Annotated in this window: 21 protein-coding genes; 9 read left to right on the top strand and 12 right to left on the bottom strand. The window is 67.8% G+C overall.

The genetic code is table 11. The features are described 5' to 3' along the window. Positions 1 to 173: 173 nt before the first annotated feature. The 5 genes from Q0L89_RS01025 to Q0L89_RS01045 form a co-directional block, all read right to left on the bottom strand. Positions 174 to 443 carry an aspartate-semialdehyde dehydrogenase gene (locus tag Q0L89_RS01025; protein WP_296761808.1) on the bottom strand — a complete coding sequence of 90 codons (270 nt, stop codon included), beginning with the start codon at positions 441 to 443 and terminating at the stop codon, positions 174 to 176. A gap of 156 nt (positions 444 to 599) precedes the next feature. Continuing rightward, positions 600 to 1,619: a ketol-acid reductoisomerase gene (gene ilvC / locus Q0L89_RS01030; protein WP_296761810.1), complete on the bottom strand. Its 1,020-nt coding sequence runs from the start codon at positions 1,617 to 1,619 to the stop codon at positions 600 to 602. A 194-nt stretch (positions 1,620 to 1,813) separates the two neighbouring features. Next, a complete protein-coding gene (locus Q0L89_RS01035; protein WP_296761811.1) occupies positions 1,814 to 3,016 on the bottom strand; it encodes a UbiH/UbiF family hydroxylase in 1,203 nt (400 codons plus the stop codon). 58 nt (positions 3,017 to 3,074) lie between these two features. After that, positions 3,075 to 3,320: a hypothetical protein gene (locus Q0L89_RS01040; protein ID WP_296761812.1), complete on the bottom strand. Its 246-nt coding sequence runs from the start codon at positions 3,318 to 3,320 to the stop codon at positions 3,075 to 3,077. Positions 3,321 to 3,441: 121 nt separating this feature from the next. Beyond that, positions 3,442 to 4,086 carry a pyrimidine 5'-nucleotidase gene (locus tag Q0L89_RS01045; protein ID WP_296761813.1) on the bottom strand — a complete coding sequence of 215 codons (645 nt, stop codon included), beginning with the start codon at positions 4,084 to 4,086 and terminating at the stop codon, positions 3,442 to 3,444. 101 nt (positions 4,087 to 4,187) lie between these two features. On the opposite strand from Q0L89_RS01045, the gene Q0L89_RS01050 reads away from it, so the two are divergent. After that, positions 4,188 to 4,841 carry a GntR family transcriptional regulator gene (locus tag Q0L89_RS01050; RefSeq protein ID WP_296761815.1) on the top strand — a complete coding sequence of 218 codons (654 nt, stop codon included), beginning with the start codon at positions 4,188 to 4,190 and terminating at the stop codon, positions 4,839 to 4,841. Here Q0L89_RS01050 and Q0L89_RS01055 read toward each other — a convergent pair. The 3 genes from Q0L89_RS01055 to carA form a co-directional block, all read right to left on the bottom strand. Continuing rightward, positions 4,815 to 6,254 (bottom strand): glycosyltransferase, encoded by a 1,440-nt coding sequence (locus Q0L89_RS01055; RefSeq protein WP_296761816.1) that lies wholly within the window; start codon positions 6,252 to 6,254, stop codon positions 4,815 to 4,817. The two genes, Q0L89_RS01050 and Q0L89_RS01055, sit on opposite strands and share 27 nt — an antisense overlap. Continuing rightward, positions 6,218 to 6,823: a hypothetical protein gene (locus Q0L89_RS01060; RefSeq protein ID WP_296761818.1), complete on the bottom strand. Its 606-nt coding sequence runs from the start codon at positions 6,821 to 6,823 to the stop codon at positions 6,218 to 6,220. Before Q0L89_RS01060 ends, Q0L89_RS01055 begins: the two co-directional genes overlap by 37 nt. 87 nt (positions 6,824 to 6,910) lie before the next feature. Further along, the gene (gene carA, locus Q0L89_RS01065) at positions 6,911 to 8,071 is read right to left on the bottom strand and encodes a glutamine-hydrolyzing carbamoyl-phosphate synthase small subunit (protein ID WP_296761820.1); all 1,161 of its coding nucleotides are present in this window, start codon (positions 8,069 to 8,071) and stop codon (positions 6,911 to 6,913) included. A 166-nt stretch (positions 8,072 to 8,237) separates the two neighbouring features. On the opposite strand from carA, the gene Q0L89_RS01070 reads away from it, so the two are divergent. Beyond that, positions 8,238 to 8,702 (top strand): GatB/YqeY domain-containing protein, encoded by a 465-nt coding sequence (locus tag Q0L89_RS01070; protein WP_296761821.1) that lies wholly within the window; start codon positions 8,238 to 8,240, stop codon positions 8,700 to 8,702. A gap of 201 nt (positions 8,703 to 8,903) precedes the next feature. Here the strand turns inward: Q0L89_RS01070 and Q0L89_RS01075 are convergent, their stop codons facing one another. The 3 genes from Q0L89_RS01075 to Q0L89_RS01085 are packed head-to-tail and all read right to left on the bottom strand — an operon-like array spanning position 8,904 to position 10,597. Then, positions 8,904 to 9,398: a DUF2244 domain-containing protein gene (locus Q0L89_RS01075; RefSeq protein WP_296761823.1), complete on the bottom strand. Its 495-nt coding sequence runs from the start codon at positions 9,396 to 9,398 to the stop codon at positions 8,904 to 8,906. Between the two features lie 46 nt (positions 9,399 to 9,444). Next, a complete protein-coding gene (gene xth / locus Q0L89_RS01080) occupies positions 9,445 to 10,227 on the bottom strand; it encodes an exodeoxyribonuclease III (RefSeq protein WP_296761825.1) in 783 nt (260 codons plus the stop codon). Between the two features lie 46 nt (positions 10,228 to 10,273). Then, entirely contained in the window at positions 10,274 to 10,597 is a 324-nt protein-coding gene (locus Q0L89_RS01085; protein ID WP_296761827.1) for an iron-sulfur cluster assembly accessory protein, read from the bottom strand. 79 nt (positions 10,598 to 10,676) lie between these two features. Between Q0L89_RS01085 and Q0L89_RS01090 the strand changes: the two genes are divergently transcribed. Then, entirely contained in the window at positions 10,677 to 11,843 is a 1,167-nt protein-coding gene (locus Q0L89_RS01090; protein ID WP_296761829.1) for a deoxyguanosinetriphosphate triphosphohydrolase, read from the top strand. Positions 11,844 to 11,859: 16 nt separating this feature from the next. Here Q0L89_RS01090 and Q0L89_RS01095 read toward each other — a convergent pair whose 3' ends face one another. After that, complete coding sequence (locus Q0L89_RS01095) at positions 11,860 to 12,291, bottom strand: hypothetical protein (protein WP_296761831.1); 432 nt, start codon at positions 12,289 to 12,291, stop codon at positions 11,860 to 11,862. A gap of 145 nt (positions 12,292 to 12,436) precedes the next feature. Between Q0L89_RS01095 and argS the strand changes: the two genes are divergently transcribed. The 6 genes from argS (at position 12,437) to Q0L89_RS01125 (ending at position 18,305) form a co-directional block, all read left to right on the top strand. Further along, positions 12,437 to 14,182 carry an arginine--tRNA ligase gene (gene argS, locus Q0L89_RS01100; RefSeq protein WP_296761832.1) on the top strand — a complete coding sequence of 582 codons (1,746 nt, stop codon included), beginning with the start codon at positions 12,437 to 12,439 and terminating at the stop codon, positions 14,180 to 14,182. 77 nt (positions 14,183 to 14,259) lie between these two features. After that, positions 14,260 to 15,195, top strand: coding sequence for an SPOR domain-containing protein (locus Q0L89_RS01105; protein WP_296761834.1), 936 nt, complete (start codon positions 14,260 to 14,262; stop codon positions 15,193 to 15,195). Continuing rightward, positions 15,192 to 16,202: a glycoside hydrolase family 3 N-terminal domain-containing protein gene (locus tag Q0L89_RS01110; protein WP_296761836.1), complete on the top strand. Its 1,011-nt coding sequence runs from the start codon at positions 15,192 to 15,194 to the stop codon at positions 16,200 to 16,202. Before Q0L89_RS01105 ends, Q0L89_RS01110 begins: the two co-directional genes overlap by 4 nt. After that, the gene (locus tag Q0L89_RS01115; protein ID WP_296761837.1) at positions 16,192 to 17,010 is read left to right on the top strand and encodes a ScpA family protein; all 819 of its coding nucleotides are present in this window, start codon (positions 16,192 to 16,194) and stop codon (positions 17,008 to 17,010) included. Before Q0L89_RS01110 ends, Q0L89_RS01115 begins: the two co-directional genes overlap by 11 nt. Continuing rightward, positions 17,003 to 17,674 carry an SMC-Scp complex subunit ScpB gene (gene scpB, locus Q0L89_RS01120; RefSeq protein ID WP_296761839.1) on the top strand — a complete coding sequence of 224 codons (672 nt, stop codon included), beginning with the start codon at positions 17,003 to 17,005 and terminating at the stop codon, positions 17,672 to 17,674. The genes Q0L89_RS01115 and scpB overlap by 8 nt, the downstream gene beginning before the upstream one ends. 280 nt (positions 17,675 to 17,954) lie before the next feature. After that, positions 17,955 to 18,305 (top strand): hypothetical protein, encoded by a 351-nt coding sequence (locus tag Q0L89_RS01125; protein ID WP_296761841.1) that lies wholly within the window; start codon positions 17,955 to 17,957, stop codon positions 18,303 to 18,305. The last annotated feature ends 8 nt before the right edge of the window (positions 18,306 to 18,313 follow it).

The raw sequence follows: 18,313 nt of genomic DNA on the forward strand, positions 1-18,313 counted from the left end.
CATCAGCCCTGCAACGACGGCTCCCACCGTCCATAGAGAAATCTTGCCAAACATGCGGAAATCCTTTCAAAGACAAGCGCCACTCGGGCCTGACCCAGAAACGGTCGGCCGGCGTCATGGTTCCAGACGCAGGGGCGCGGAATTTCCGTCGCAGCAAATAAATCAGGCCGGCGTCAGTGCATCCGCCATTCCTCGCCGAACAGGCAGATTTCGGCCGGCCCGACGATGTCGTGATGCGCCACGCGCACCGAGGCCAGCGGGCCGTCGAGGTTGTGGGTCCAGAAATCGAGGAACTTGATCAGGCGCGGGAAGCGCGGCGCCACGTCGTAGTCTTGCCAGATGAAGGTCTGCAGGAGCTCGCGATGGTCCGGCATATGGTACATGATTTCCGCCGTGGTGAGGCTCCAGCCCTGCAACTGCCGCTGCAACTGTGTCGTGTCCATGGCTCTTGTTCCTTCGACGTCCTTCGTCTGGTTCAACTCACTTTCGTCAGCATCTGCATTCAATAAAGATGCAAGTCTGACGTCAAGTTCCTGAACGAAGGATTAATGAAGGAATTTCAGGGGATTGGCAGCTTTCTCCGTGGAGTGCTGCCAATCTCAGTTCTTGCCCTTGTCGACGAGCTTGTTCTGGGCGATCCACGGCATCATGGCGCGCAGGCGCTCGCCCACCTCCTCGATCGGATGGGAATCGTTGAAGCGCCGCGTCGCCTTGAAGCGCGGCTGGCCGGCCTTGCACTCCTGGATCCACTGGCTGGTGAACTGGCCGGTCTGGATGTCCTTGAGCACCCGGCGCATCTCCTGGCGCGTCTCGTCGGTGATGATGCGCGGGCCGGTGGCGTATTCGCCGAACTCCGCGGTGTTGGAGATCGAGTAGTTCATGTTGGCGATGCCGCCCTCGTAGATCAGGTCGACGATCAGCTTGACCTCGTGCAGGCACTCGAAATAGGCCATCTCCGGCTCGTACCCGGCTTCGACCAGCGTCTCGAAGCCCATGCGGATCAACTCGACAAGACCGCCGCACAGCACCGCCTGCTCGCCGAACAGGTCGGTTTCGCATTCCTGCCGGAAGGACGTCTCGATGATGCCCGAGCGGCCGCCGCCGATGGCGGAGCAGTAGCTGAGCCCCAGTTCCAGCGCCTTGCCGGTGGCATCGTTTTCCACCGCCACCAGGCACGGCACGCCGCCGCCCTTGACGTATTCGCCGCGCACCGTGTGGCCGGGGCCCTTGGGGGCCATCATGATCACGTCGACGCCCGGCTTCGGCTCGATCAGGCCGAAATGCACGTTGAGCCCGTGGGCAAAGGCGATCGCCGCGCCCTCGCGCAGGTTGTCATGCACGTATTTGCGGTAGGTCTCGGCCTGCAATTCGTCGGGCATGGTGAACATGATCAGGTCGCACCACGCGGCGGCCTCACTGATGCCCATCACGCTCAGGCCCTCGGCCTCGGCCTTGGCGGCGCTGGCCGAGCCTTCGCGCAACGCCACCACGACGTTCCTGGCGCCGCTGTCGCGCAGGTTCAGCGCATGCGCGTGGCCCTGGCTGCCATAGCCCAGGATGGCCACCTTCTTGTCCTTGATCAGGTTGATGTCGCAATCGCGGTCATAATACACGCGCATCTGTTGTCCTCCGGTCTGTTTCGCGTGACTTGATCGCGCAAAGGCCACGCCGGTGCAAGTCAATTGCGTTTTTCGATCCGCGCGATCGAGGTGGAAAATGGCAATTATCCGTCGCCGCCCGGGCTTGCGGCGAAAAAAACATGCGCGGCGCGCTTCTTGTGGCTACAAATATCCCCTGCCGGTGGCTCGCGCCATCAAAGCCGCGCGCCCAGCCCCATCTGCATCATCGCGCGGCGCACCGGGGCCAGCGCATAGATCGCGCCCAGCCCGGCGGCGCGCGCGTCGCGCAGCGGCCGGGCGTGCATTTGCGAGGCCCGGTTGAGCGCGTCGATCCCGGCGGCGCGAATGCGCACCTCCGTGTGACGCCGGCGGTGGTAGGCGTCCAGCATCGCCACGTCGCCCAGCCGGTCGGGCGCGGCCTCGGCCAGTTCCAGCAGCACGCGCATGTCTGCCAGGCTCATGTTGAGGCCCTGCGCGCCGATTGGCGGCACCACATGGGCGGCCTCGGCCACCAGCGCCAGCCGTTCGCCGGCCATGCGCGCGGCCACCTGCGTGATGATCGGCCAGATGGTGCGCCTGGATGCCAGCGAAAGCGGCCCGAACAGGTGCGCCGATCGCTCGGTCATCTCGGCCTCGAAGGCGGGCACGGGCGATTGCGACAGGCGCACCGCCTCGGGTCCGTCCTCCATCCACACCACCGCCGAGGACGGCATGCCGTCGTGATCGGGCAGCGGCACCAGCGTGAACGGCCCGCCGGCGCGGTGGATCTCGGTCGAGACGTTGTCATGCGGGATCGGGTGAGTGACCGCGAAGGCCAGCGCCTTTTGCCCGTAGCGGGTGGTGCGCACGTCGATCCCGGCCGCGCGGCGCATGGGCGAGTTGCGCCCGTCGGCGGCGATGACCAGCGGCGCGGTGACCCTCTCGCCGTCGCTCAGCGTCACGCGCGCTTCCGCCTCGCGGGTGAAAAGCCTTGCGGTGCCGGTGCCGGGGCGGAAGGTGACGTTGGGCAATTCACCAAGCCGGGCGACCATTTCGCGCCTCAGAAGCCAGTTCGGCAGGTTCCACCCGAACGGCCGCTCCGAGATGTCGGCGGCGTCGAAATCGCGGGTCAGGCGGGGCTCGGGCGCTTCACCGCCGGCATCGACGATGCGCATCACGCGCAACTCGGCGGCGTGCGGGGCCAGCCGGGGCCACAGGCCCGCGCGTTCCAGCAGCGCCTGCGCGGGCTGCAGAAAGGCGGTGGTACGCATGCCGGACCCGTCGGCGTCGCGTTCGATGACGGGCGGCGCCGGGTCGACGCAGAGCACCGAGAACCCGGCGCTTCCGAACAGTGCGGCGGCGGTCAATCCGGCGACGCCGCCGCCCGAGATCACGATGTCATGGTCGAATTGCGGCATGCCCCGGCCCTCCTGCACAAGACATAGCGCGGGCCGCGGCCCGCGCCAAGGTGCCGGCTCAGCCTCGCGTCACCATCAGAAGCAGTATCCAGATCACCGGCACCAGTGCCAGCGCCGGAATGTAAAGGCCGGGAATGCCCCACAGCGCGACGGCGCCGCCCCACAGCGCCAGCCCGGCCACCGTGGCGAGGATGATCATCGCGTCGCGGCGGTTTTCGGACTTGCGGTCTTGCCCGGTTTCATCGGGGTGCTCGGTTTTCTCGACAGGGGCCTGGTGGGCCAGCGTCGGGTCGATCTTGCTCATGGTGGGGTCCTCTCGGGTTGGTGCGCAGAGTCACATAACAAGTTAAGAGGACGAGAGAAGGCGCATCTTGACGCAGTGCGACAATGCGCCCGGTGCGCCCTGTGCCAAAACGGTGGTGCCCTCAGACCAGCCGACCCAGGAACGCGGTCAGGTCGTCGGTGTGGTGGTGTACATGCGCCGCGGCGATCGGCGCTTCGGCCACGTGGACGCAGCGCATGCCCATTGCGTGCGGCGCCGCCAGGTTGCGAGGGTCGTCCTCGAACATGGCGGCGGTGACAGGTGAGAGCCGCGCGCGGTCGAACACAGTGCGAAAGGCGCGGGCATCGGGCTTGGGGTGGAAATCTGCGTGCTCGACCCCGTAGAGCGCGTCGAACGCACCCGCCAGCCCGCGCGCCGCGACGACGCGCTCGGCATAGGGTGCGCTGCCGTTCGTGTAGACGATCTTGCGCCCGGGCAAGGCGCGGATGCGCGCGCCCAGGTCGGGATCGGGGGCAAGCGCGCCGAGGTCGATGTCATGCACCTCGACCAGGTAATCGGCCGGGTCCAGCGCGTGTTCGTGCATCAGGCCGGCCAGCGTGGTGCCATATTTGTGCCAATAGTCCCGGCGCAACCGGTCGGCCCGGGCGCGCGACACGCCGAGCGTGCGCATCACGAAGGCTGTCATCCTCCGCTCGATCTGGTCGAAAAGCCGCGCCCGCGGCGGGTAAAGGGTATTGTCCAGGTCGAACACCCATGCGGTGATGTGGCTGAAATCCGTGTGCGGCATGGCGCGACGCTACTGCGGCAGGATGTCCGGCGCAACACCGCGCGGCTTGATTGCCAGTGCGAACCGGCGCTAGGGTGGCGCCGCAAAGCGGAGCCCCCGTCATGAAAGATTTCAAGCCGGTGCACAAAGACGCCTATACCCTGATCCTCGAAGCCATAGATACCGGCACCTACCGCCCCGGCGACCGGTTGGTGGAAAGCGAACTGGCGGATCGGTTCGGCGTCTCGCGCACCCCGGTGCGCGAGGCGTTGCAGCGGCTTGAAACGCAGTCGCTGCTGACCCGCGACGGGCGCAGCCTGATCGTGGCGTCGCTCGATCACAACCAGCTCAGCGAACTCTACGTGGTTCGTGCCGAGTTGGAAGGTCTGGCGGCGCGGCTGGCGGCGCGCCACGCCACCGAGGAAGAACTGCGCGTGCTGCGCGACATGGTCGAGGAGGATTGCGCGCTGCTGGATGACCCCGACGCGCTGGCGCGCGCCAACCGGCGCTTTCACAAGCAGATTCATCTGGCCTCGCACAACCGCTACCTGGTGCAACAGCTTGACCTGGTGCATCGCTCGATGGCGCTGATGGCGACCACCTCGCTGGCTGCCGAGGGGCGCGGCGAGAAGGCGCTGGCCGAGCATGACGCGATCGTCGCGGCGATGGAAGCGCGCGACGAAGACGGCGCCCATGCCGCGCTCAAGGCGCATATTTCCAAGGCGTTCGTGACCCGGCTCAAGCTCGATTCAGGCGCCTTGGGCGCGTTGGACTGAGGTGCCGCCCGGCGTAGTGGTGGCCGGTTGGGGCCGCGGGCGCGCCGACGGCTGCGTGCCGGGCACCGGCACGACCCCGGGCAGCGAATGGCCATGTCGCGTCTTGTCCCAGTAGAACGGCGTGGTGACAAGTTCATAGAGCGCCTTGTAGGCGGCCAGCACCCCGAGCGGGTAATACAGGTGCAGGCTGGGAACCCATGCCAGCAGGTGGCGGTGGTCTGCGCCGCGCACCGCCGCCAGCCCCGCGATGATGGTGATCGCCTCGATCCCCAGAAAGAGGTGCGGGAGCGTGCCCGTCAGCGCCGCTGGCAGCACCCCGGCGAACGGGTGCGGCACCCCGAGGAAGATCAGCCAGAAGGTCCACAACAGCGGCGCCAGGAAGAACTGCGACAGCGCCGTGATGAAATGCGTCTGGAAGCCCAGGAACTGCCACGGCCCGAGGCCGCGCAGCAGTCGCAGCGGGCGGCGCATGTGCACCAGGTAGGTGGCCATGTAGCCCTTGAGCCAGCGCGAGCGCTGCTTGACCCAGGGCCGCGGGTGGCAGGCGGCTTCCTCGTGGGTGGCGGTGACGATCATCTCGCTGCGATAGCCGTGCCGCGCCATGCGAAATCCCAGGTCGGCATCCTCGGTTACGTTGTGCGCATCCCAACCGCCCAGCCGCTCCAGCACGTCGCGGCGAAAATAGCACGTCGTGCCCCCCAGCGGGATGGCGAAACCCAGCCGCACCATGCCCGGCAGCATCACCCGGAACCAGGTGGCGTATTCGATGGTGAAGCAACGCGCCAGCCATGTCTGGCGCGGGTTGTAGTAATCCAGGATGCCCTGCACGCACGCCAGATCGGGCGGCGCGGCCATGAAGCGGCGCGCGACGCGGTCGATCTGGTCCGGGTCGGGGGCGTCCTCGGCATCGAAAATGCCGATGATCTCGCCGCGGCAGAAATCCAGCGCATAGTTCATCGCCCGCGGCTTGGTGCGCGGCTGGCCGTCGGGCACCACGATCACCCGCATCCACGGCGGCAGCCGCGCCCCGGCCAGCGCGCCGCGGGTCAGTGTGTCGGTCTCTTCGAGGACCAGGATCACCTCGAGCAATGCCTTTGGGTAGCGCAGCCGTGACAGCCGCGTGACCAGCGCGCTGGCCACTTCGGGTTCGCGGTATAGCGGCACCAGGACCGATACGCGCGGCAGCGGCACCACCCCCGGCTGCGGGCCGGCATCGGCCGGCGTGTCACGCGGGGCACTGGCCCAGGACACGAACGCGGCGGTTTTCATCGCCGCCCCCACGATCAGCGTGAGACAGGCCCACAGCATCAACACCGTGATCGCGGCGACGGGAAACACCACGACAAGTGCCGTCAGCGCCGTCAAGGCCACGCCGGTCAGTGCAATCCGCAGGCGCTGGTTGTGCGCCCCCATCCCCGGCAGCTTTCGGCCTCCGGCGTGCGCGCGGCGGCGGCACAGGTCAGCGCCGGGCGATTTATCTGCGCCAGCAGCGCGTCGATCCGCGTAAGCGGCGCGATTACCGGGTGAGCGGTGTGGAACACTGCCGGCAGTTCGGCCAGCCGCGCGGCAAAATTTTCGGGGTCGTCGGTGGCCATCTCGACGCGCCCATCGGGGCGCTGGGCCAGCGGCACCATGCCGGCGCGCAGCCAGGCGCGCGGGGTGGTCAGCCGCATCAGCGCCAGCGCCGGAACCGTGTCGCGCAGATCGCTTACGCGGGTGTCCAGCCATAGCGCCTGCCCGTGGCGCAGATCTTCGGGGGTGACGTAGCCGCGCGCGCGCAGCACGTCCGACAGCGGGCAGCCCAGATGCGCAGCCTCGGCCTGCGCCGCCATCGCCTGCGCCGCACCCAGCAACCCGTGTGCCACCAACACCCGTGCCAGCGAGGTGCTGCTGCGCCATCGTGGCTGCGGCGGCGCCTGGCGCGCCGCGGCGCAGGGCGCGCGGCGCTCGATCGAGGTCTCGGAACGGTGCGCGCTTGTCATCCTGCATGCCCGGTTGCGCGCGTTTCATTGGGAAACGCGTCGCCGGGCAACTTGGGGCAGAACGGTTAATGCGGGATTAACAATGCCTTAAGCGGGCACACGCGCGGCCATCGCCGCAACGAAGCGTTCGAACAGGTAGAAACTGTCCTGCGGGCCGGGGCTGGCCTCGGGGTGGTACTGAACCGAGAAAACCGGCCTGTCGGCCATGCGCAGCCCGCAATTCGATCCGTCGAAGAGCGATACATGCGTCTCGATCACGCCATCGGGCAGGCTTTGGCTGTCCACCGCGAAGCCGTGGTTCATGCTGGTGATCTCGACCTTGCCGGTTTCCATGTCCTTCACCGGGTGGTTGGCGCCGTGGTGGCCGTGGTTCATCTTGACCGTCTGCGCCCCCAGTGCCAATGCCAGCATCTGGTGACCCAGGCAGATGCCGAACACCGGCACCTCGCGCGCCAGCACCTCGCGGATCATCGGCACCGCGTAGGCCCCCGTTGCCGCCGGATCGCCCGGCCCGTTGGACAGGAACACGCCGTCGGGGGCGTGCGCCATCACCTCGTCGGCGGTGGCGGTGGCGGGCATCACGATCACCTCGCATCCGGCCGAGGCAAGGCAGCGCAGGATGTTGCGCTTGGCGCCGTAGTCGATGGCCACGACACGGTGGCGCGGCGCCTCCTGGCGGCCGAAACCGTCGGGCCAGGCCCAGCGTGTGCTGTCCCAGCGGTAGCTTTGCGCGCAGGTGACCTCGCGCGCCAGGTCCATGCCTTCGAGCCCGGCAAATCCGCGCGCCGCGGCGATCAGCGCGGGCACGTCGAAATCACCTTCGGGGTCATGGGCCAGCGCCACGTGGGGCGCGCCCTGCTGGCGGATCGCGCGGGTCAGGCGGCGTGTGTCGATGCCGCCGATGGCGATGCGTCCGTGCCGCGACAGCCAGGCCGACAGGGTCTCGGTCGCGCGCCAGCTGCTGGGCTCCGTCGGGTTCCACTTGACCACCATCCCGGCGGCGAACGGGGCGGCGGTTTCGTCGTCGTCCGGGTTGACCCCGACATTGCCGACATGCGGGAAGGTGAAGGTCACGATCTGCCCGGCATAGGACGGGTCGGTCATGATCTCCTGGTAGCCGGTCATCGCGGTGTTGAAACACAGTTCGGCCTGCGCCTGCCCCGTGGCGCCGAAGCCATGCCCGTAAAAGATGGTGCCATCGGCCAGGGCCAGGCAGGCGGTCGGGTGGGCGGTCGCGGACGTGGCCATTATCGGGTCTCCGGAGGCTGGCTGGGCTGCGCTTGTCTCCTAGTCGCGCGGGCCGGCACGGTCAAGGGGCGGCGCGCCGGCGCGATGTATTGAAACCGCCGCCCGGATTGGGTAGCGTGCTCGGTCTCGATACCGCCCGCGACGGGCTTTCTGGGATGGGATCACGATGAATATACGGGACCGGATCGGCGCGGCACTCAAGCAGGCCATGCGCGACAAGGCGGTCGAAAGGCTGGCAACGCTGCGCCTCATCAACGCGGCGATCAAGGATCGCGAGATCGCTGCACGCGGCGGCGACCGCGACGGCACCATCGGCGATAGCGAAATTCTCGCCATCCTCGGCAAGATGGTCAAGCAGCGCCAGGAAAGCGCCCGCGCCTACGAAGAGGCCGGACGGCTTGACCTGGCCGAATCCGAGCGCGCCGAGATCGGGGTGATCGAGGAATTCCTGCCCCGGCAACTGACCGGCAAGGAGATCGAGGCGGCCATCGAGGAAGCGATTTCGGCGAGCAACGCAAGCTCGATCCGCGACATGGACAAGGTGATGGCGGCGCTCAAGGCCCGATATACCGGCCAGATGGATTTCGGCGCTGTCGGTCCGATGGTCAAGGAGCGTCTGAGCGCGAGCTGATTGCGCCCCGCGCTGCCCGGCCCGCTGCGGGGATCGGGGGCGCTGCCCCCGCCGCGCGTTTCACGCGCGACTCCCCCGGGATATTTGTAGCCAGAAGAAACCCGGATCGGTCTCTTCCCGTCCCTTCATCTTGCCCCGGATATTCCGCCAGGGGCGGCCCGGCGAGTGGCGGTGGGCGCGGCGGGATGCATCGGGGCGCTGTCAGGCGCCGCGCGCGGTGCGCAGCGCGTCCGACAACTCGCCGTACAGCGCCTTGCGCTCGTCCTCCGACAGGAAAGCGCCGATCTCGACCTCGCGGCCCTTGCCCTTGAGCGTGAGGTAGTTCTCGACCGGCCCGCCGGTCGGGTAGAGGGTGACCCGCGCCCAGTAGCTGTTGCAGTCCCATTCCTTGCGCGCGCCGCGCTTGTCGACATGCAACACGTGGATGTCGCCCGGCCCCAGGGTCAGTTCCTCGTGCATTTCGGCATCGCGATAAGAGCGTTCCAGCCCCCACCACAGCCCGGCCACCGCCAACAGCACGAACGGCAGCAGCCCCCACAACAGCGCCGTTCCCAGAAGCGGGTAGAGCGGCACGGTGATCAGCGCGAAAGTGCCGAGGATGAAGGCGGCGAACCCGCGCCGCGGCAGCGACCGGTGCGGCCAGAGCCTCAGGCGCCGGGTCGAGCCGTCGGGGTGACCTGTCCATTCGTAGGGCATGGGGGAGACCAGCGCAAAGAGGGTGTCGGGAAAGTGTTGGTGTGGCTCAGGCGTCCAGCTCCACCCAGACCGGAACGTGGTCGGAGGGTTTCTCGCGGCCGCGAATTTCGCTGTCGATCCGGCAGTCGCTCAGCAGGTCGGCGGCCTGCGGGCTGAGCAGGACGTGGTCGATGCGGATGCCGTCGTTGCGCCGCCAGGCGCCGGCCTGGTAGTCCCAGAAGGTGTAGTGACCCGGCCCGCGGGTGCGGGCGCGAAAGGCGTCGGTGAACCCGAGGTTGAGGATGCGCCGGAAGGCGTCGCGGCTTTGGGGACGGGCCAGCGCGTCGTCGGCCCACGCTTCGGGGCGGCTGGCGTCCTCGTCGGCGGGGATCACGTTGTAGTCGCCCGCCATCACCACCGGTTCCTCGCTTTGCAGCAACGCGTGCGCGCGGTCGCGCAGCCGCGCCATCCATGCCAGCTTGTAATCGAACTTGGGTCCCGGCGCCGGGTTGCCGTTGGGCAGGTAGAGCCCGCAGATGCGCAGCGCCGCGTGCGCGCCGGTGACCGTGGCCTCGATATAGCGCGCCTGTTCGTCGGCCTCGTCGCCGGGCAGGCCGCGGGTGACATCCTCCAGCGGCAGCTTCGACAGGATCGCCACGCCGTTGAAGCCTTTCTGCCCGTGGGTCGCCACGTTATAGCCCATGTCTTCGAAATGGGCGGCGGGGAAGCCTTCGTCGACGGTCTTGATTTCCTGCAACAGCGCGACATCGGGTTGCGCTTCGGCCAACCAGTCGCTGAGCGCGGCGATGCGGGCCTTGATTCCGTTGATGTTGAATGTGGCGATCTTCATGGACGGCATCCTGTTGTCGCGTGCGCCTTGTTACCGGCGATGCCGCTCAGATCGAAAACGACGTGCCACAGCCGCAGGAACTGGTGGCGTTGGGGTTGTCGATGGTAAAGCGCGCGCCGATCAGTTCTTCGGTGAAATCGATCGTGGCGCCTGACAGGAACGGCAGCGAGACGGAATCGACCACCACCCGCTGGCCATCCTTTTCCAGCACGGTATCGTCGTCGGCGGGTGCGTCGAGACGGATGTCGTATTGAAACCCCGAGCAACCGCCGCCTTCGACCGCGACGCGCAACGCCTGGCCCTGATCGGCGGCGCCGATCTCGTCGAGGCGGGCATAGGCGCGGTCGGTCACCTTGGGGGGTAGTTGCATGGTCGCTCTCCTGACGGTTTCGCTTGGCGTCACGATGGAATATATGACCCCCGGGCAACAGGGACAAGGATCACCACCGATGACCGCGCCGTATGCCGCCGACCCCGCCCGCAGCCGCGGCCGGCTGTATCCCGAGGAGGAAAGCACCTTTCGCACCGCGTTCCAGCGCGATCGCGACCGCATCATCCATTCCAGCGCCTTTCGCCGGCTCAAGCACAAGACGCAGGTTTTCGTCGAACACGAGGGCGACTATTTCCGCACCCGGCTGACGCATTCGATCGAGGTGGCGCAGGTGGCGCGGACGATCTCGGGGGCGCTGGGGCTGAACCCGGAACTGACCGAGGCCGTGGCGCTGGCCCACGATCTGGGCCACACGCCTTTCGGCCACACCGGCGAGGATGCGCTGGCGGTGCATATGGCGCCCTATGGGGGCTTCGATCACAACGCGCAGGCGATCCGCATCGTTACCGCGCTGGAGCGTCACTACGCCAACTGGGACGGGCTGAACCTGACATGGGAAACGCTGGAGGGCATCGCCAAGCATAATGGCCCGGTTGCCGCCCCCGTGCCCTGGGCGCTGGCCGAATACACCGCGCGCCACGACCTGGAACTTGCCACCAACGCCAATGCCGAGGCCCAGGTGGCGGCGCAGTCCGACGATATCGCCTACAACAACCACGACCTGCATGACGGGCTGCGCGCGGGGCTGTTCACCATGGACGACATCGCCGAACTGCCGCTGCTGCGCGATTGTTTCGCCGAGGTCGATAGCGCCTACCCCGGCCTGGCGCCGCCGCGGCGCCAGCACGAGGTGCTGCGCAGGTTCTTCGGCATCCTGGTGGGCGACGTGATCGAGTGCACGCGCGCGGCGCTGGCACGGCTGGACCCCCAAAGCGCCGCCGACATTCGCGCCGCCGACACCATGGTGGCGCGGTTCTCGCCCGGTGTCTGGGCCGATCTGAAGGTGGTGCGCGATTTCCTGTTCACCCGCATGTATCGCGCCCCCTCGGTGATGGAGGTGCGCACCCGCGTCACTGCGGTGGTGAACGACCTCTTTACCCTGTTCATGGATGACGCGCGCCTGTTGCCCGAGGAATGGCGCGCGCAGGCCGGCGGCGGGGCGGATGCGCAACGCCTGGCGCGCACCGTCAGCGATTACATCGCCGGCATGACCGACCGTTTCGCGCTGGACGAGCACGCGCGTCTGACCGGCAAGCCGGCGCTGCCGCGCCGCGCCGGGGTTTGAGGCCGCGTCACCGGGGTCAGTCGGCCGGGTCGATCCGGCGCCAGATCACGCGCTTGACGCCGTTGTTTCCGGTATTGCAGGCATAACAGGCCGAGGTGCTTTCCTCGCCGGCGCGCAGACGCGAGTTGCAGCCCTTGCTTTCGCGGCCATCGTTGAAGACCAGCGTCCAGCACAGGTGCAGGTCGCGGCCCGTCAGGTTGCTGAGCACGTATACGCCGCTGCTGCCGCTTTTGCGGTTGCAGGTAAAGATCGACACGTCGGGGTGGGCGTCGGTGTAGAAGCGCGTATAGCAATCGTATTTCTGTTCGAGCCCGGCGCGGTGAAGCAAGCCCTGCGCCGGCGCGAGCCGCGGCGGCGATAGGGGCGCGGCATGCGCAGTCATGGCCGAAAAGGCGGTGGTGGCAGCAAGGCAGACAGCCATGGCAAGGGTCGGGACGAAGGTGCGCATGTGAATTACTCCAAAGTTGAATCGCTCCAGCCTATGTGGCGCGATGATGACGCGTCAATCCATGGTTGGTGCCGGTACGCGGCGCGGGCCGTTGACCTTGCCCGCCCGCGTGGTAAACCCGCGCGCAAGCGGAAAGGACACCCTGATGAACCTCTTTACCGACATTCGCGCACTGGTGCTCGACAGTCTCGCGGCGATGACCGATGCCGGGGCACTGCCTGCCGGGCTGGACACCGCCAACGTGGCGGTCGAGCCGCCGCGCGACGCCGCCCATGGCGACATGGCCACCAACGCGGCGATGGTGCTGGCCAAGCCCGCCGGGATGAAACCGCGCGACATCGCCGCGGTGCTGGCCGCGCGGCTGGAGGGGGACGCGCGCATCGCGCGGGTCGATGTCGCCGGGCCGGGGTTCATCAACATGACGCTGGCCGATGGCGTCTGGCACGCGGTGCTGCGCCGGGTGATAGAGGCAGGCACCGATTTCGGCCGCTCGACGATCGGGGAGGGGAGCCGGGTGAACGTCGAATTCGTCAGCGCCAACCCCACCGGGCCGCTGCATGTGGGCCACACGCGCGGGGCGGTGTTCGGCGATGCGCTGGCCAGCGTGCTTGATTTCGCGGGCTACGAGGTCACCCGCGAATACTACATCAACGACGGCGGTGCCCAGGTGGACGTGCTGGCGCGCTCGGTCTACCTGCGCTACCTTGAGGCCAACGGCCAGGACGTGGCCTTCGAGGACGGGACCTATCCGGGCGACTACCTGATCCCGGTGGGCCAGGCGCTGGCGGCGCAATACGGCGACGCGCTGGTTGGCAAGCCCGAAGCGGAGTGGCTGGACGATCTGCGCGACTTTGCCACCGATGCGATGATGCACATGATCCGCGACGACCTCGCCGCGCTGGGCGTCGAGATGGACGTGTTCTTCAGCGAGAAGTCGCTATATGGCACCGGCCGCATCGAGGCGGCGATCGAAAGCCTGCGCGAGAAAGACCTGATCTATCGCGGGGTTCTGGAGCCGCCCAAGGGCAAGCGCCCCGAGGACTGGGAGCCGCGCGAGCAGACCCTGTTCCGCTCGACCGCGCATGGCGACGACGTGGACCGCCCGATCATGAAATCCGATGGCGCCTGGACCTATTTCGCGCCCGACATCGCCTATCACCACGACAAGCTCAGCCGTGGCTTTGATTTGCTGATCGACGTGCTGGGCGCCGATCACGGCGGGTATGTCAAGCGGCTCAAGGCGGCGGTGTCGGCGCTGTCGGGGGGGCGCGTGCCGCTCGAGGTCAAGCTGTGCCAACTGGTCAAGCTGTGGAGGAACGGCGAGCCGTTCAAGATGTCGAAGCGCGCGGGCAATTTCGTCACCCTGCGCGACGTGGTCGACCAGGTCGGGCCGGACGTCACACGGTTTCACATGCTGACCCGCAAGAATGACGCGGCGCTGGATTTCGATTTCGCCAAGGTGCTGGAGCAATCGCGCGAAAACCCGGTCTTTTACGTGCAATACGCCCATGCGCGGGTGTGCAGCGTCATGCGCAAGGCGCGCGAGGCGGGGGTCGACGTGGATGACGCTGCGCTGGCCGCGGCCGATATGAGCGGGTTGGGGCATTCCGCCGAACTGGCGCTGGCGCGCAAGCTGGCCGAATGGCCGCGCCTTGTCGAGGTCGCGGCGCGCACCGGCGAGCCGCACAGGGTGGCGTTCTACCTTTACGATCTGGCCGGTGACTTCCACAGCCTGTGGAACCTGGGCCATGACGAACCGGCATTGCGCCTGCTGCAAGAGGGCGACACGGCCACAAGTCAAGCGAAAATTGCGCTGGCCCGGGCCACGGCCGTTGTCATTTCCGCCGGCCTTGGTATTCTTGGGGTGAAGCCGGCGGAAGAGATGCGCTGACAAAAACTGCGCCCGCCGCCGGCAGAGAGGCAGAGCAGGACGTCGCCGATGCAGGCATCGGCGACAGAAAGGCGATCATGGCGGACATGCAGGCAACGGGGCGCATGGAGGCGACCGAGGGCGGGCAGACCCTGACAAGCTGGGCGAACTGGATCGGCGCGGCGATTTCGCTGGTGCTGTTGGTTGGCGTGGTCAACTGGGGCTATCAGTTGCTGGTGCGCGACGTGCACGGCGTGCCGGTGGTGCGCGCGACCGAAGGGCCGATGCGCGTGCAACCCGACGACCCGGGCGGAAAGCCGGCCGATTACATGGGACTGGCGGTGAACAACGTGGCTGCCAAGGGCGCCGCGGAGGCGCCCGCCGATCGCCTGGTCCTGGCGCCGCCGCCGCTGAATCTGAGCGAGGAGGATGTGCCCGCCGCCGCCTTGAGCGCGGCGGAGAAAGACACCGCGGCAACGGACGTTCCCGGCGACATGGGGGCGCTGATCGACGAGTTGGTCGCCGAGGCAACCCCGCTGAGCCCGGGCGGACAGGACGACGAGGCGGAGGTCACCGCGGCCAGTGCCGCGGAGGTGGTCGATACGGCCGAGGCCGAGCCGCCGGCGGACAGCCCCGAGCCCGTGGCGGGGCTTGGGCGCTCGCTGCGCCCGCAAGTGCGGCCCGAGCAGGTCGTGGCGCGCCTTGCGGCCGCCGACGGGGCGCCTACCGCGAACGCGACAGCGGATGCCACGCCTGTCGACGTCGATCCGGCCTCCATCGCGCCGGGCACCCGGCTGGTGCAGCTTGGCGCTTTTGACAGCGACGAGGTGGCGCGCAGCGAATGGGGGCGCCTGTCGAGCCGCTTCAACGACTATCTGGCCGGCAAGAAGCGGGTGATCCAGCGTGCCGAAAGCGGCGGGCGCGTCTTCTACCGGTTGCGCGCCATGGGCTTTGCCGATCTGGCCGATGCGCGGCGGTTCTGTTCGGCGCTGGTGGCCGAGAACGCCGACTGCATCCCGGTCGTGACCCGTTGAACACGCCCGGCGCCGTCATCCTGGACCCGCTGGGCCCGCGGTTGGGGGCCGAGGAACGCGCGTTTTTCCGCCGGGCGGACCCGTTCGGGTTTATCCTGTTCGCGCGCAATATCGAGGATGGCGAACAATTGCGCGCGCTTTGCGCCGAGTTGCGTGACGCGGTCGGGCGCGAGGCCCCCATCGCCATCGACCAGGAAGGCGGTCGCGTGCAGCGCCTGCGCCCGCCGCTGGCGCGCGATTGGCCGCCGGCGCTGGCGGAGGTGGTGCGCACGGGGCGCGACTCGGGCGTGGCCATGTATCTGCGCGCGCGGCTCATCGCCGACGATCTGCGGCGCTACGGGATCGACTGCAACTGCGCCCCGCTGGCCGATGTGATCGGCCCCGAGACCCACCCTTTCCTGCGCGATCGCTGTTATGGCGATGCGCCCGGGGCGGTGGCGCTGCTGGCGCGGGCGGTGGCCGACGGGCTGCTGGCCGGTGGCGTGCTACCGGTGCTCAAGCACATCCCCGGTCACGGGCGCGCGCGCGTCGACAGCCACCGCGAACTGCCGCTGGTCACGGCGCCGCGCGAGGCGCTGGAGGGGCACGATTTCGCGCCCTTCGCGGCGCTGTCGGACCTGCCCATGGCGATGACCGCGCATGTGGTCTACCGCGCGCTCGACGATCTGCCGGCCACCTTGTCGCCGGTGGTCATCGACGCGATCCGCCGCAGCATCGGATTTGGTGGGCTGATCATGACCGACGACATCGCGATGAAGGCACTGAGCGGCACGCCCGCCAGGCTGGCGCACGCCGCCATCGCGGCGGGCTGCGACGTGGTGCTGCATTGCAACGGCACGCTGGAGGACAAGCGTGCCGTCGCGGATGCCGCCGGCCGGCTCTCGGGGGCGGCGCTGGCCCGCGCCAACGCGGCGCTGGCGGCGCGCCGAACGCCCGACGATGTTGACATCGCGGCGCTTGGCGCGCAGCTTGAGGCGCTTGAAAACGGGCGCGATCATGGTGGATGAGGCAGCTCAGGCAGACGGTTTCGACCAGGGCGGCGCGCATGGTGGCGACGTGGCGGCGCGGATGGCCGCCGAGGCGCTGATCGTCGATGTGGATGGCTTCGAGGGGCCTCTTGACCTGTTGCTGTCGCTGTCGCGCACGCAAAAGGTGGATTTGCGCCGCATCTCGATTCTTGACCTGGCGCGCCAGTATCTGGGCTTTGTCGAGCGCGCCAAGCAACTGCGCCTGGAACTGGCGGCCGACTACCTGGTGATGGCGGCGTGGCTGGCGTTTCTCAAGTCGCGGCTGCTGCTGCCGCCCGACCCGGCCGAGGACGGCCCCACGGGCGAGGAAATGGCCGCGCACCTGGCTTTTCAACTGGAACGGTTGCAGGCGATGCGCGACGCGGCGGCCAGGTTGATGGCGCGCGACAGGCTGGGGCGCGATTTTTTCGCACGCGGCCTGCCCGAGGACGTGACCCGCGTGCGCCGCGTTCGCTACACCGCGACGCTTCTGGACCTGATGCAGGCCTATGCGCGGCTGCGCACGCGCGACGAGTTTCGCCCCTACATGATGGATCGCGACGCCGTCTACACCATGGAGGAGGCGCTGGAGAGGATGCGTGGGCTGATCGGCTATTCCGGCGGGTGGACCGACATTTCGGGCTATTTGCCCGAGGGCTGGACGCAGGAGCCGGGGCGGCGGCGCTCGGCCACGGCGGCGACCTTCGCGGCGGCGCTGGAGCTGGTCAAGGAAGGCCGCGCCGAACTGCGACAGAGCGAAACGTTCGCCCCGATCGAGTTGCGCCCGAAGGAACAGGACCATGGCTGACGAAAGACAGGAGACGGAGAGCGGCGAGAGCCTGTTCGAGACGCCGCCCATGGCCGAGCAGGAACGCATGGTCGAGGCGATGCTGTTTGCCACTGCCGAGCCCGTTACCGTCGCCGAGTTGGCCACGCGCATGCCGCATGGCTGTGACCCGGCCGAGGCGCTGGCGCATCTGCGCCGCCGCTACGAGGGGCGCGGCGTGCATGTCGTGAAGGTGGGCGATGCCTGGGCAATGCGCACTGCGCCCGATCTCGGATACCTGATGCACCGCGAAACGGTGGAGACGCGCAAGCTGAGCCGCGCGGCGATCGAGACGCTGGCGATCATCGCCTATCACCAGCCCGTCACCCGCGCCGAGATCGAGGAGATCCGCGGCGTGTCGGTCAGCCGCGGCACCGTGGACCAATTGATCGAGATGGAGTGGATCCGTTTTGGCCGCCGCAAGATGACGCCGGGGCGGCCGGTGACTTTTGTCGTAACGCAAGGGTTTCTGGACCATTTCGGGCTGGAAAGCGCCCGCGATCTGCCGGGTCTGGGCGAATTGCGGTCGGCGGGGTTGCTGGACAACCGCCCGCCGCCGGGCAGCTTGCCGCAGATGGGCGAGGGCGAGGATGACGACGAGGACGGCGCCACGCCCGAAGGGCAAAGCGAGCTGTTCGAGGACTGACGCGGCGGCCCCGCGGGGTATTCCAGACATGTTTGAAATGCGATGACGCGCACCACGCGGGGTGTGCGTTACGCTTGTCTGCGCGTCCTCGGCGCTGCGCTTGTGCTCAGTCATTCCTAATAAATCGTAATGATTACGGGCGCTTGGCGGGTGTCCTGATTTGACCGTGCAGCGCCGGGCCGGGTAGTTTCGCCCGCCATGCCGGTGTGCCCGCAGCCCTTGTGCGCGCACGGGCATGCGGAGGGGAGCACAGCAACCAGCGCATGAGGCAGAGCACCTGATGATCTTGACCACCCCCGAAACGGGAAATTCGTCGCTGGGTCTGGCCATCGAGACGGTCGAGCAGCAGCTCGCCGACATGAAGGCCGACCTTGTGGCCCTGCAACGCAGGATCGCGTCGGGAGATTTCGACGCGCTCAAGGACGGCACCAGGCTTGTCGGCGAAATTCGCCAATGGCTCAAGCTTGCATTGGAAACGGAGATCAGACTTGAAGAACGCCGCAAACAACATGACGGAATCGTCAATCACTACGCCATCGACTTCGACGAGGCCCGCCGGCAGATCGGGGGCCGGCTGGATCGTCTCCGCGACGCCCGGGGTGCAGTCGGAGTTCCTCGACAGCCTGAGTAGCGGCGAGA

Origin of the sequence: Sediminimonas sp. (genome assembly GCF_024637375.1) — a bacterium.
Lineage (GTDB): Bacteria > Pseudomonadota > Alphaproteobacteria > Rhodobacterales > Rhodobacteraceae > Sediminimonas.

Bases quoted from the DNA above. Each gene is read 5' to 3' on its own strand.
- Q0L89_RS01045 (WP_296761813.1), bottom strand. From the start codon at position 4,086: ATGCCGCACACGGATTTCAGCCACATCACCGCATGGGTGTTCGACCTG.
- Q0L89_RS01115 (WP_296761837.1), top strand. From the start codon at position 16,192: ATGGTGGATGAGGCAGCTCAGGCAGACGGTTTCGACCAGGGCGGCGCG.
- Q0L89_RS01125 (WP_296761841.1), top strand. From the start codon at position 17,955: ATGATCTTGACCACCCCCGAAACGGGAAATTCGTCGCTGGGTCTGGCC.
- Q0L89_RS01095 (WP_296761831.1), bottom strand. From the start codon at position 12,291: ATGCGCACCTTCGTCCCGACCCTTGCCATGGCTGTCTGCCTTGCTGCC.
- carA (WP_296761820.1), bottom strand. From the start codon at position 8,071: ATGGCCACGTCCGCGACCGCCCACCCGACCGCCTGCCTGGCCCTGGCC.
- argS (WP_296761832.1), top strand. From the start codon at position 12,437: ATGAACCTCTTTACCGACATTCGCGCACTGGTGCTCGACAGTCTCGCG.
- xth (WP_296761825.1), bottom strand. From the start codon at position 10,227: ATGAAGATCGCCACATTCAACATCAACGGAATCAAGGCCCGCATCGCC.
- Q0L89_RS01050 (WP_296761815.1), top strand. From the start codon at position 4,188: ATGAAAGATTTCAAGCCGGTGCACAAAGACGCCTATACCCTGATCCTC.
- Q0L89_RS01105 (WP_296761834.1), top strand. From the start codon at position 14,260: ATGGCGGACATGCAGGCAACGGGGCGCATGGAGGCGACCGAGGGCGGG.
- Q0L89_RS01060 (WP_296761818.1), bottom strand. From the start codon at position 6,823: ATGACAAGCGCGCACCGTTCCGAGACCTCGATCGAGCGCCGCGCGCCC.
- Q0L89_RS01085 (WP_296761827.1), bottom strand. From the start codon at position 10,597: ATGCAACTACCCCCCAAGGTGACCGACCGCGCCTATGCCCGCCTCGAC.
- scpB (WP_296761839.1), top strand. From the start codon at position 17,003: ATGGCTGACGAAAGACAGGAGACGGAGAGCGGCGAGAGCCTGTTCGAG.
- Q0L89_RS01035 (WP_296761811.1), bottom strand. From the start codon at position 3,016: ATGCCGCAATTCGACCATGACATCGTGATCTCGGGCGGCGGCGTCGCC.
- Q0L89_RS01025 (WP_296761808.1), bottom strand. From the start codon at position 443: ATGGACACGACACAGTTGCAGCGGCAGTTGCAGGGCTGGAGCCTCACC.
- Q0L89_RS01040 (WP_296761812.1), bottom strand. From the start codon at position 3,320: ATGAGCAAGATCGACCCGACGCTGGCCCACCAGGCCCCTGTCGAGAAA.
- Q0L89_RS01055 (WP_296761816.1), bottom strand. From the start codon at position 6,254: ATGGGGGCGCACAACCAGCGCCTGCGGATTGCACTGACCGGCGTGGCC.
- Q0L89_RS01070 (WP_296761821.1), top strand. From the start codon at position 8,238: ATGAATATACGGGACCGGATCGGCGCGGCACTCAAGCAGGCCATGCGC.
- ilvC (WP_296761810.1), bottom strand. From the start codon at position 1,619: ATGCGCGTGTATTATGACCGCGATTGCGACATCAACCTGATCAAGGAC.
- Q0L89_RS01090 (WP_296761829.1), top strand. From the start codon at position 10,677: ATGACCGCGCCGTATGCCGCCGACCCCGCCCGCAGCCGCGGCCGGCTG.
- Q0L89_RS01075 (WP_296761823.1), bottom strand. From the start codon at position 9,398: ATGCCCTACGAATGGACAGGTCACCCCGACGGCTCGACCCGGCGCCTG.